At 41.8% G+C, this 12,425-nt stretch carries 12 protein-coding genes; 4 read left to right on the top strand and 8 right to left on the bottom strand.

Going from position 1 to position 12,425, the window contains the following annotated elements:
• Positions 1–35: 35 nt before the first annotated feature.
• The 3 genes from MAR181_RS08965 to yciH form a co-directional block, all read right to left on the bottom strand.
• Positions 36–443 (bottom strand): acyl-CoA thioesterase, encoded by a 408-nt coding sequence (locus MAR181_RS08965; RefSeq protein ID WP_013796267.1) that lies wholly within the window; start codon positions 441–443, stop codon positions 36–38.
• A gap of 12 nt (positions 444–455) precedes the next feature.
• Complete coding sequence (locus tag MAR181_RS08960) at positions 456–1,466, bottom strand: GGDEF domain-containing protein (RefSeq protein ID WP_013796266.1); 1,011 nt, start codon at positions 1,464–1,466, stop codon at positions 456–458.
• Positions 1,467–1,618: 152 nt separating this feature from the next.
• A complete protein-coding gene (yciH, locus tag MAR181_RS08955; protein ID WP_013796265.1) occupies positions 1,619–1,963 on the bottom strand; it encodes a stress response translation initiation inhibitor YciH in 345 nt (114 codons plus the stop codon).
• A gap of 152 nt (positions 1,964–2,115) precedes the next feature.
• Here yciH and MAR181_RS08950 point away from each other — a divergent pair, with 152 nt between their 5' ends.
• Positions 2,116–2,664, top strand: a complete 549-nt coding sequence (locus MAR181_RS08950; protein ID WP_013796264.1) for a GNAT family N-acetyltransferase — start codon at positions 2,116–2,118, stop codon at positions 2,662–2,664.
• On the opposite strand, the gene MAR181_RS08945 is transcribed toward MAR181_RS08950, so the two are convergent.
• Genes MAR181_RS08945 through MAR181_RS08935 form a run of 3 tightly spaced genes read right to left on the bottom strand, consistent with a single transcriptional unit; the run spans position 2,633 to position 4,929 of the window.
• Positions 2,633–3,361, bottom strand: a complete 729-nt coding sequence (locus MAR181_RS08945; protein WP_013796263.1) for a pseudouridine synthase — start codon at positions 3,359–3,361, stop codon at positions 2,633–2,635. The genes MAR181_RS08950 and MAR181_RS08945 overlap by 32 nt on opposite strands.
• The gene (locus MAR181_RS08940) at positions 3,361–4,296 is read right to left on the bottom strand and encodes a D-2-hydroxyacid dehydrogenase (protein ID WP_013796262.1); all 936 of its coding nucleotides are present in this window, start codon (positions 4,294–4,296) and stop codon (positions 3,361–3,363) included. Before MAR181_RS08940 ends, MAR181_RS08945 begins: the two co-directional genes overlap by 1 nt.
• Positions 4,297–4,311: 15 nt before the next feature.
• On the bottom strand, positions 4,312–4,929 hold the full coding sequence (locus tag MAR181_RS08935; RefSeq protein WP_013796261.1) for an arylesterase: 618 nt from the start codon (positions 4,927–4,929) through the stop codon (positions 4,312–4,314).
• Between the two features lie 24 nt (positions 4,930–4,953).
• Between MAR181_RS08935 and MAR181_RS08930 the strand changes: the two genes are divergently transcribed.
• Genes MAR181_RS08930 through MAR181_RS08920 form a run of 3 tightly spaced genes read left to right on the top strand, consistent with a single transcriptional unit; the run spans position 4,954 to position 10,450 of the window.
• Complete coding sequence (locus MAR181_RS08930; protein ID WP_013796260.1) at positions 4,954–5,637, top strand: ABC transporter ATP-binding protein; 684 nt, start codon at positions 4,954–4,956, stop codon at positions 5,635–5,637.
• Positions 5,634–8,093, top strand: coding sequence for an ABC transporter permease (locus MAR181_RS08925; RefSeq protein WP_013796259.1), 2,460 nt, complete (start codon positions 5,634–5,636; stop codon positions 8,091–8,093). The genes MAR181_RS08930 and MAR181_RS08925 overlap by 4 nt, the downstream gene beginning before the upstream one ends.
• 23 nt (positions 8,094–8,116) lie before the next feature.
• Entirely contained in the window at positions 8,117–10,450 is a 2,334-nt protein-coding gene (locus tag MAR181_RS08920) for a DNA polymerase II (RefSeq protein ID WP_013796258.1), read from the top strand.
• On the opposite strand, the gene MAR181_RS08915 is transcribed toward MAR181_RS08920, so the two are convergent.
• Both MAR181_RS08915 and MAR181_RS08910 read right to left on the bottom strand, forming a co-directional pair.
• A complete protein-coding gene (locus tag MAR181_RS08915; RefSeq protein ID WP_013796257.1) occupies positions 10,447–11,238 on the bottom strand; it encodes a TatD family hydrolase in 792 nt (263 codons plus the stop codon). The genes MAR181_RS08920 and MAR181_RS08915 overlap by 4 nt on opposite strands.
• Complete coding sequence (locus MAR181_RS08910) at positions 11,235–12,422, bottom strand: EAL and HDOD domain-containing protein (protein ID WP_013796256.1); 1,188 nt, start codon at positions 12,420–12,422, stop codon at positions 11,235–11,237. Before MAR181_RS08910 ends, MAR181_RS08915 begins: the two co-directional genes overlap by 4 nt.
• Positions 12,423–12,425 lie beyond the last annotated feature (3 nt).

The following is a 12,425-nucleotide window of genomic DNA, read 5'->3' as shown; positions in this document are numbered from 1 at the left end:
AAGAAAATAGGCTGGTGAAATTAAGTTGCTTGAAATTATTCAAACAACTTATCTGCTTGATCAAAAGTAACCGGTTTGCCCTGTTGATTGGTGGATGCCACTGTCATCTTTCCCTGCAGCATGAGCTGTTGATCATGGCAGCGTACCACTTTCTGATAAAATACGAATTTGAGCTTCGATTCACGCTCTACATAGGTCTCTATGTAAAACTCATCCCCACTTTTTAATGAGCGTTTGTAATCAACTTCAGCACGCATTAACACTAGGTTGATTCCTTGTTCTGTGATTTGTGCAAAATCCAATCCCTTAGATTTAATGAACTTATGACGAGCATGCTCAAGATAATTTTGATAAACAGCGTTATTGACGATTCCTTGCATATCGCACTCATAATCTCTTACTTCAAAAAGCATCTGGTTTGACTGAAGTTCAACCGATGTCACAACATTACTCCTTTATACATGATGGGCAATACAGTTTTTGCCAGATCGTTTCGCATAAGTTAAATAGTGCTGAGCACGCTGGACTAATTCAGAGGGACCTTCATCGCCTAACAAAGTGGCCACACCAATCGACACAGTAATTTGCTTCAACAAAGTATTGTTGTCCTTATTACGAATTTTTTGATTTGAGATATTCAATCGGATGGAGTCAGCCAATTTAGAAGCCTCTCCAAGCTCCATATCCTTGACTAAGACAACAAACTGACCACCTTTAAGGCGAGCAATATAGGCCTTATCTGGTAAAACACTTGATAAGGTCTTCGCAATATACAAAATAAGTGAAGAGCCCACTTTCTTGCTGTAGTCTTGATTTATTTGACTCAGATTATCTATGTCAATTATCAATAAAGTAAGGTCATCTTCTGCAAATGGCGCCCAAGCAAACAAGGTGCGTTCAAAGCCTTTTTCATTAGCCAATAACGTCATTTGATCAAGTTCTGTGCTTTTCTTAACCTCAGCTAATTCACGTCTAAGACGTGTCAATTCGTTTTGTACCTCTGATAAGGTTTCGCCAAATTGCTCTACCACTTGATTGGCTTTAAAAGTACGCCGGTCAAGTAAATTCGCGATATGAATGAGTTTTTCTTTGTCAGTATTTACTTTTAAAGCGGCACGAGTGTGACTGAGAGATTGGGTGAAGGTAGAGAGTTCTTTGGTAACAGAGGCGCTCTCGTCATTGAGCTTCTCGGTGAGCTCATCTAGGCTTTTGCGTTGTGCGTCTGCAGGTTTAATATCATCGGCAATAATAAATTCATTGAACAGTTCTTTTGAAACAAAAGCCGGTAAGGTACCGAAGCGACGAATAGTACGATCAACGACTTGATTTAATTTTGGGTTGTTATTTGATGCATATTCATACCAAATACCATAATTGTATGGTGTTGGTGGGATGTCCAATTTGACCATTAATGGAATGGCCGAACGCATAAGCTGGTTGGCCTGTTTCATACTATGCTGGAACATAGGTACCTCTACTGCAACTCATCACCATTAAAGAGTCTTTTTTTGGCGTTATTCCATCTTTTGAGTAATTACTCAGCCATATCGATGATGTTGATATATATAATAATTGATAGAAATATGAGCTTGTCTAATTAAAGGCTATTATTGTGACATTAGCCACCCACAAATTTACTGGAATAGCCTTCTTTTTCAAGTAGTGTTTTTAGTTTTTGTCGATTATCGCCTTGAATTTCAATTTGGCCATCTTTAACAGAGCCGCCGGTACCACATTGTGCCTTTAATTTCTTGGCTAAGCCTTTGAGTTGCGCTTCAGTTAAAGGTAATCCTTTCACTGTTGTGACGCCTTTTCCTTTGCGACCTTTGGTTTCTAGTGCAATTTTTACATTGCCATCACCAACAGCTTCCATTTGTTGACACTGACACTCAGCAGTAGGTTGCTCGCAATCAGGGCATAAACGGCCCTGATCAGTGGAATAAACGATATTACGATTCTTCATGTCTAACTTCTAAAATGCTTATACAACTTAATTTTAAGTATACCACTTCAAGGTAGAGTCTTAAGTGAATATTAGTAATATTAAAACAATTAAGCGCAATTTTAGGTGAACTGGTCTAACATTTAAATACGCTTCAACGACACAACAGACACATGAAAGATTTACTGAAAATACGCCCCGCGAAATTGGATGACCTAGCCAATATTTTGCAATTTGAAACAAACAATCAAGAGTGGTTCGCTCACTTCTTACCTCATTATGCTGGCTATGCACCGACCAAACCTCAATTAAACAAGCTACTAAGAGGCCAAGAGGCTGGATTGCAGTTTTTAGTCTGCTTACACGATGGCAAAATCATTGGTCGCTTTAATGCACAATACCTAGATCAAAATAAAGAGATCATTGAAGTGTCTTATCGTATAGACAAGTACTTTGTAAACCGTGGCATTGCGCGATTTGCCCTGAGGCATTTACTGCTTGTCTGGACGTGTCGCGGGGTGAAGGAAATTTATGCGAAAGTCGCAGATTACAACAGATCCTCGATAAAAGTCTTATTGTCATGTGGTTTCTGGATAGACGAATTCTGCCCAGAAACGGTCAATTTAAAAACAAAGGCTCATGATGGTTGGGTGTTTAAATGGTCAGAAAGCCAACAGCCTAATCAAGACGTTAATCAATTTGATAAGGTGTTATCTTATTAATAACAGCCTGTAAGCTGTCTGGAAACTTAGCTTGAATGGTTAGCCTGTGACCCCCAATTGGATGAGTAAAGGATAAAGAGGACGCATGCAGCATCAGGCGCAACGCTTCATTCCATTCAACTCGTAAGGCTTTATTAATGTGTCGACAACCGTAGCAGGTATCACCCACCAGGGGGTTGAGTAAATGTTTAAAGTGTCGACGTATTTGATGTTTCCGTCCTTGTTTCGGTGTGACTTCTAGTAAACTTAGACGCATTTCAGGGTAACGACTGACGGGAATCGGTAGCTGATAACGGTGCAGTCGTTTAAAAAGCGTTTCGGCTTCTTTTTCTGTGCCAGTGATTTTAAATCTAGCTCGGCCTTTTTGCTCATTCAATTTAGCAAGAGGATAGTTAATCTCACCTTTCTCAGAGCTGAATCCACGCACTAAACAATGATAGATTTTTTCCGTTTGAGATTGACTAAACTGCTCCGCTAAGCCACGAGCAATGTCAGGCGAAAAGGCCATCACCAAGACTCCGGATGTTCCTCGATCTAATCGATGGACAGGAAATACCCATTGTCCTGTTTGATCCCTTAAACGTTGAACAACGGCATCTTCTTCGCCTTTTGCTAAATACGTTCGATGAACCAGTAAACCGGCCGGCTTGTTTACTGCCACAAGAAACTCGTCTTGATAAAGAATGTCTAGCTGCATTATTTTGATTCTACAAACGCATGAATATTATTAATGGCAATCTGCACAAGCTTTTCCATCGCACCTTGACTTGCCCAGGCGACATGAGGCGTAAGCAGGAAATTTAGCGATTGTGTTAAGGAGAATAATGGTGAACTATTAGGCATGGGTTCCTGTGTTGCAACATCAAAAGCTGCCCCTGCAATCTGCTTAGATTCAATGGCCCTAACAAGCGCCTCTTCATTGACGATGCCGCCTCGGCTCATATTAATCAATAGCGCATGATTCTGCATGCGTTTAAATTCAATGTCATCAATAAGGTTCTTTGTGTCTGTCGTGAGAGGGCAGTGCAAGCTGATAATATCGGCTTCTTGAATGGCCTGATCAAATGAAACATAACCGTTTCGTATATCCGTTTGATGCTTTCGCTCTACTAACATGACCTCCATTCCAAACGCCTTAGCCAGTATTGCAACTTGCTTGCCCAGTTGGCCGCTACCAATAATGGCCATTTTTGAACCAGACAAATCCTTAATAGGGTGGTCCATCAGGCAAAAAAATTCTGCCTTTTCCCACGCACCAGATTGAACCTCTTGAAGGTAGGGCACAAGATTACGACGCAGAGCCAACAGCATTGCAAAAGTATGCTCAGGCACACTGATGGCCGAATAACCCTCTACATTCTGAACCCTAACACCTTTTTCCTGACAAGCTTCAATCGCTACGTTGTTAGTACCGGTTGCCATCACTTGAATGAGCTTAAGAGACGCTGAGTTTTCAATCTGCTTACGGCTGATGACAACTTTATTGGTGAGTATAATATCAGCGTCCATAATGCGCTCAGCCACTTCAGTCTCAAGGGTATTATGATATTCGACATAGCTGGTGATGGTATCATTAAAGCGAATACTTAAATCGCGAGGGAAGGATCCTCGATCCAAAAAAACGGCTTTCATGTATTTTCCTTATTTTTAGTCTAATAATGGCTGTAAATATGGCAGGATATTTTCTAGCACAATAGGTTGGCCTGCTTTATTAGGGTGTAGTCCGTCATTTTGCATGAGGTCTTTATCGAGTGCGACGTTTTGCAGCATGAAAGGTAAATACGCAATTTGATATTGATCGGCAATGCCTTTATATAACTCAAAAAACATTTTAGTGTAACGTTTACCATAGTTTTGAGGGATTTGGTTGCCAATTAGCAACACCTCAGCACCAACTTGCAAAGATAGTTCGACCATATTTTTTAAATTATCAGAGGTCTGATTTAAAGGGTAACCACGTAAAGCGTCGTTGGCCCCCAGTTCTAATATCACCCATTTAGGTCGATATTGTGTCAGTAGCGCAGGAAAACGAGACAAGCCCCCTTGAGTTGTTTCACCACTGACACTGGCGTTGATTACCTCGATACTAGGGTGTGATTGATTTAATTGATTTTTTAGTAAACTTACCCAACCATCTTGTTGTCTTAGGTTATAGGCAGCACTAAGACTGTCACCCATTACCAGTAAATTGGCAGCAAATGAACTTGTTGTTAGACACAGAAAGCCAAATATTAAAACGATTTTTTGAGTTATTTTTACAAACATATTTAACCTTTAGAGTATTAAAACATGAGCAATAGAACGGCGATTAAAGTCAGTAATCTTACTCACACAGTGACATCAAATACAGGAGATTTAACCATATTGAAAGGAATCAATATGGAAATTCTGGAAAGTGAGTCTGTGGCGATCGTCGGTGCATCAGGCTCAGGCAAGTCAACATTGCTTGGCCTATTGGCAGGGTTGGATATTAACACGTCGGGGGATATTTTTGTTTATGATCAAGCCTTTTCGAGCTTGAACGAAGAAAAACGCGCCATCATTAGAGGACAATATGTAGGCTTTGTCTTTCAGTCTTTTCATTTGCTTCCCAGCTTACAAGCGATTGAAAATGTGATGCTACCTGCCGAATTGAAAGGGGATAAAAACGCGCGACAAAAAGCCGAGGCCTTACTCAACAAAGTTGGCCTATCCCATCGTTTGACACATTACCCTAATCAATTATCCGGTGGTGAGCAGCAGCGCGTTGCTATCGCAAGAGCATTCGCCTCTCAGCCGAAAATTCTATTTGCGGATGAACCAACCGGCAATTTAGATGAAGAAAACGGTAAATTGATTATTGATTTGTTGTTTGATCTAAACCAATCGCAGGGAACCACACTCGTCATGGTGACTCATGATAATGAACTTGCGAAAATGTGTGGTCGTCAATTGATCATGTCGTCCGGTCAGCTAACGGAAAAATCCTTATGATGTTCATCTTCCGATTAATGGTTCGAGATTTTCGCAGCGGTGATTTACTCACATTGTTAGCCGCGCTCGTCATATCAGTAGGCACCGTGACGTCGATCGGTCTCTTTATTGACCGCTTACAACTTTCTTTTGAGGAACAGTCTGCCAATTTATTAGCGGCCGATCGTTTGATTCGAAGTGATGAAACCATCCCGTCAGACTGGATTGAAAGAGCAAATAATCTTAGCTTAGAGCAAGCTCAGCGAACCTCCTTTACCACTATGATGTTCGCGAAAGACAGTTTACAGCTTGCACAGATTAGTGCCGTCACGGATTCTTATCCACTAAGAGGCGCTTATCTAGTAGATCAAACGCTATTTGGTCAGGGGCAGCAATGGACGCAGCCACCAGCCACAGGAGAAGTTTGGTTGTCTTCAAGGCTGGCCAGCCTGCTTGGCGTCAACATTGGCGATCAAGTAGAAATCGGTGAAGCGAAATTTCACGTTAGCCAGTATTTGGTCCGAGACCCTGGCTCAACGACATCGGCCTTTACCATCTCACCAAGAGCGGTAATCAATGACAAGGATTTAGCCAAAACACAAGTGATCATTCCCGGCAGCCGAGTACGTTACTCTTTACTATTAGCCGGTAATAGACAGACTTTGCGAGCATACGGCGATTGGCTAACACCTCAGCTTGTTGATGGTCAGCGATGGCGTACACCTTCACAAAGAGGTGAGCGTGTTGGTGACACAATCAGTCGCGCTGAATCGTTTTTGTTGTTAGCAGGCACTTTGGCCGTGGTGATGTCAGGCATTGCCATGGCATTAGCGTCGGCTCGGTTTGTAAAGCGCCATCTGATGCAGGTCGCCATCTTAAAAACCATTGGTGCAACCCCTAGATTTCTTAGTTGGGCTTTTTTCCAACAATTATGCTTACTCTTCTGTGTGGGAACCTTGATTGGCTTAGCAATAGGTTGGGGCATACAAGAAATCATCGCCTCATTATTATCTGGTTTGATGTCTACTGAATTACCTTCACCCTCTATCAGTCGCTTATGGCTTGGAATCGCAACAGGCTTGGTGTCAATGTTGGCTTTTTGTTTGCCTCTGGTTATGCGTTTGATCAAGATTTCACCACTTTCTGTGTTACAACCAACGGCCAAAATCGAGCAAAATACCGCCATTATTTACAGCCTTGGTTTTGTCGGTATGTACGCTCTTATGTGTATTTACACCAAAGGCTTTTTATTACCCAGTGTGATGACATTGAGCATTGCTGGAATTGGACTAATTGTCGGATTAATTGGCATTAGTGCATTCAAATTAGGGCGAAGATTAACCTCTGGTGCCACCAGTGGCTGGCAAATTGGCTTGGCCTCACTGTATCGTCGCTTGGTACCTAATTTATTCCAGTTGTTGGTGTTTACTTTGATTATTATGTTAACGCTGATTTTGATTGGCGTGCAGTCGAGCCTGATCAGTGACTGGCAAAAGCAACTTCCTGAAGATGCCCCAAACCACTACATTTTTAATGTCCAACACAATCAGATTAATGAAATTGATAACACCAGCCAAACATTGGGCATTCCACATTCCGATTGGTATCCCATGGTACGTGGCCGTGTCATAAAGATTAATAATGATGATGTAGACGACTTATACCCTGATGGTCGCAATGAGCCTGAATTGGTAGATCGTGAATTAAACCTCACTTGGTCAGATCAGCTAGGACAAGGGAACACACTTCTTGAGGGCGACTTTTTGGCTCAGGGTCTATCCATTGAACAGCGTGTGGCGCAAGAGGTCGGTGTCTCTCTTGGTGACACATTAACCATCAATATTGGCGGCAATATCATTACTCTGCCGATAACCTCAGTGAGAGAAGTTGATTGGGGAACAATGCAGCCTAATTTCTATTTGATTTTGCCAAAGCAAGCTCTGCAAGATTATCCCGCCAATTTCGTCAGCAGTCTGTTTGTTAACGAAGCTAAGGCGCAAGATTTTTACAAAGGCATGTCAAATTACCCAACGGTGTCCATTTTGAATGTCGGAGATATCTTAAAACAGATTCAAACCATTATTGGCCAATTATCACAGGCCATTCAGTTAGTACTTTTGTGTATATTGTGCGCAGGCGGTTTAGTATTACTCGCCAGTGTGCGATCGACCCTAGAAGAAAGATTGGAAGAAGGTGCCTTGCTAAGAGTTTTGGGCGCGAAAAGCGGTTTAGTTCGCCAATCAATTTTTGTGGAATTTGGTGCGTTAGGATTCTTCTCTGGCATTATTTCGGCCCTTGGCGCTGAACTATGTCTTTACGGCCTGCAAGTTTATGTCTTTAATACCCAAGCAAATTGGCACCCAAACCTTTGGTTGTTTGGTCCATTAATTGGAGTGTGTGTTATTTTAACCATCGGTGTATTTGCCAGTCGTAAAGTATTAAATGTGCCTCCGATGCATCTATTACGCGATATCTGATTTTAACTCAAACAAGGTTTGTAATGTTTAAAGAGCAAAAAGGCTACATTGTCAGTCGCCATACAAAAGAAGTGAATGGTCAGATCGAAATGAGCCTTTTTGTGAAAACGCCTGATGGTACGGTGAAAGTCATACCGGACCGCCAACAAACCAGTTTTTTTAGCACCATCCCGATCTCCGAACTTCCTGTAGATGTAAAAGGGGTTCAGTATCATCCCACTGAACTCAATTCGTTTGACCACCAAACGGTTACCTTAATCCAAACCAACAGCATGACCTTACACAGTCAAATCCTGAAATTTGTTAAACAGACTGGTCATGCGGTTTTTGAAGAAGACATTAAGGCCCATGATCGCTATTTAATGGAAAGAAACATCCGTGGTTCAATTCGATTTATTGGTTTGGTTGAGCAGGGTGGGCTGGTTTATCGGCAAGCTAAGGTGATTGCTGGTGACTACGCACCTAATTGGAACATCTGGTCGTTAGACATTGAAACCTCAGTGACACATAACAAAATCCTGTCAATTGGCATCACCAATGATCTGCTGCGACAAGCCTTTGTCGTGGCACCCGATAATACCAATCTTGAGAATGTCACGGCGTTTTCTGATGAGCGCAGCTTATTACTCGGGTTTATGCAATTCGTAAAAAAGCACAATCCAGATATTTTCATTGGCTGGAATTTGATTGGTTTTGATCTTCACTTTATTGATCAACGCTGCCAACAGTTAGGCATTCGCGCCGCTTTTGGTGTGAATGGTGAAACATGGAATATTCGCTCTTCAGAGAATCAAGGAAAATACTTTGCCTCTATTCCCGGAAGAGTGGCCTTAGACGGCATCACCTTGCTTAAGGTGGGCGGGTATCACTTTGAATCATACAGTTTAAACAATGTCAGCCACGAAATCTTAGGCGACCGTAAGTTGTTACACGGCGGCGATCGATGGCAAGAAATTGAGCGAATGCATCAGCATGACCTAGCTTCCTTTGTCGCTTACAATTTACAAGACTGCGACTTGGTATGGCGTATTTTTAAACAATTAAAATTGATTCAACTACAACAAACGCGAGTGGACCTCACGGGCATACCAATGGAACAAACAGGCGGTTCTGTTGCCTCCTTTGAAAACCTTTATATTCCACGTTTACACCAAGCTGGATACGTTGCTCCGTCATGGAAAGACGAAGCCTTTGTTGCCAGTCCCGGTGGTTTTGTAATGAATTCTCTTCCCGGGCTTTACAAAAATGTCTTGGTGTTCGACTTCAAAAGTTTGTACCCAAGCATTATCCGAACCTTTTTCATTGACCCTCTAGCCCGTATCACGGCACAAAAAGCCCCACAGCAAAACAATCAACATATCGTACCTGGTTATTTGGGAGCACATTTTGAAGTAGACCAAGCCATATTGCCTGAGTTAGTTGGGGAACTTGCTAAGGCCAGAGAAGAAGCAAAGTCATCACACAATGATATCTTAAGTTATGCCATTAAAATTATTATGAACTCTTTCTATGGCGTACTAGGGTCAAATGTGTGTCGGTTTTATCATGCTGAGCTCGCCAGTTCGATTACCATGCGTGGCCATGAAATATTGCAACTTACCAAAACTTGGATGGAAGAGAAGGGCGCTAACGTCATTTATGGCGATACCGATTCATTATTCGTGGTGCTAAATGATGAGAGCGCTGAGCCTGACGTATTAGGAAAACACTTATGCGAGGACATTAATCAAACATTAACCGCATGGTGTCGTGATTATGCCAATGTAGATTCTCATCTAGAACTTGAATTTGAAACCTTGTATGAACGCTTCTTTATGCCAACTATACGTGGTCAAGAAGAGGGCAGTAAAAAGCGTTATGCAGGCAAAACCAACAACAAAGTTGTTTTCAAAGGGCTAGAAGCCGCGCGCACAGATTGGACCAAGCTGGCGCGGGAATTTCAACGTAACCTTTTTGACATTGTCTTTAATGATGAAAACCCTATTGCTTATATCCAGTCCATTATTGAGCAACTCAAGGCTGGTCAGCTTGATGAATGGCTCGTGTACAGTAAACAATTGAGTCGACCTCTGTCAGAGTATTCGAAACACAAACCACCTCATGTCCGCGCTGCTATGATGATTGATGAAAAGCGTGCAAGTCTAGGCTTGCCGCTGGAATATAATAAAGGACGAAAACGAATACATTACGTGTATCAAACTTCTGGGGTCATGCCCTATGAAACACAAGCCGATTTAAATCATTTAGATTATGAACATTATATCGAAAAACAACTCGTCCCCATTGCGGATAGCCTCTTACCAATCTTTAAAACAAACATGGCAAGCCTACTATCTCAGCAAATTTCGTTACTTTAACTTGTATGAATATTAGCAGGCAGATTAAACAGTCTATGAGTGTTATCGACACTGGCTTTGATTAATGCTTCAACCGTCATGTTTCGTAATCGGGCTACTTCTTCTGCAACGTAGGGCAAATATTTCGGGTGATTCTTTTTCGGCCTGGGGCGTATGTTTCTGGGTAATAAATACGGCGCGTCGGTTTCTAATAGCAATCTATCCAAAGGGATGTGAGGCACGGAGGTTTGTAAGTCGCTGCCTCTTCTTTCATCGCAAACCCAACCTGTTATGCCAATGTACAGACCAAGCTCTAGATAGTGATCCAATTCTCTTCTTGAACCTGTGAAACAATGAATGACGGAATTCTGAGCAACTTCAGGGTGCTGCTTCAAGGTCGCAATCATTTCTTCATGGGCGTCTCTTTCATGTAAGTAGAGAGGCAGAGCCAATTCCTTGGCTAGGTCGATTTGCTGATGGAAAGCAAAACGTTGTTGCTCTTGAGTAGAGTAATTGCGATTGAAATCCAATCCTGTTTCACCAATTGCCACAGCTTGATGTTTATGCAGTAACGCCCGATATATTTGCTGACTGTCGGCATGCCATGTCTTAGCTTGGTGAGGATGACAACCAATGGTTTGCCAAAGGCTTGGATGAAGACGACTGTATTGAGTCAATAGCTGACTTTCTTCAAGATCCGACGCTATGCAAATAATGCCATTAACCCCTTGTTGCTTTGCCTCCAACAAGGTGTGCTCTAAATCGTCTAAAAACAGTGAATGATTTAAATTAACGCCAATGTCTATCATGCTTGAGTCATTTCTCTCGCCATGGTTAAGCTATCAATATAAATGTTCTTTAATGCATCCTTAGAAATGTTCATCATTGCCAACTGGTCAAACGGGATTTTTTCCCAGCGGCCCGATTCGTAAGCTTCAACCATTCGCAATACACCACCTAAGTTCCCCTGGTATTCTAATAAGGCTTTAGTAATGTTGACATCCAAAGGAAGTTCTTTTAATAGCGTGGTCAAATCTTCATCATAAAAGCTCGGCAGATACGAAAACAATCCAACTAAGAAACCACCTTCTAATTTTGGAAACAAAACCGCACTGATGTTATGACAGAAGCAAGCACGAGAAACCGCCATTAAAAATAAACAATCCGGCTTTCCTGAAACACTACTGAGCATCACTAGGCCTACCCACTTAACGAGATCACGCACTCCGATAATTTCTACTGCTCGCTGTGCGTTAGTCACATTAAATTGGCTGTGATATCGAGCTGTGTGCGTTAATTTGATAATTCTGTATGTCAGTGTTGGGTCACGCTCAATGCAATCTGCTAAAAGACGAGGGGAGGTTTGGTGATTGTTTAAATGATTCAGTAATTCAATGAGTATGTCTTTATAAGCTAGAACTCGTTTGCCTTTGATCTTGGTCATTTTGCGGATAAAGCAACCGCTGAAATAAGCATGCGGCAAGGATTGTTTGAGACGATCAAAATCTTGAGCGCGCTCAATTTTATGAACCCAAATATTTTTTAAGACAATGTCTGGATGTTGACTCGACTCTAATACTTCATCTAAAGAAATCTGCTCTAAATCGTATAAAACATACGAAAACACATTCATAAAGTCACTGTCATAGTCCTCAGGCTGAGGATTAACGAGGCCAAATTGGTAACCATCTAAGCGAGCTTCTGACAGGCTATCAATGTGCTTTGTTTGATCTAAGTTAGAGCAATCTATAAATAACGTGACTTGTAACCCGTTGAGTTCCGGCAATTTAGTTAACTGATCAATTGATCCGATGAAAAAAATCGCCTTTTGCTGCGTTAACTCATTGAGGTTCACATCCACAAACAAAGAGCTGAAAAATGTCTTCTCATCTTCATATAACGTGTCTTCAGGGTGAAGAAGGTGATAAGCCATTGTTTGCGATTTTTGGTTCACGACAGCTTTACGACAAAAAAGCACATCATCGTTTTTCATCTC

Source organism: Marinomonas posidonica IVIA-Po-181 (assembly GCF_000214215.1).
In the GTDB taxonomy this organism is placed as follows: domain Bacteria; phylum Pseudomonadota; class Gammaproteobacteria; order Pseudomonadales; family Marinomonadaceae; genus Marinomonas; species Marinomonas posidonica.
Note: the sequence above shows the minus strand (reverse complement) of the source record. Positions and strands in the feature narration are given on the sequence as shown.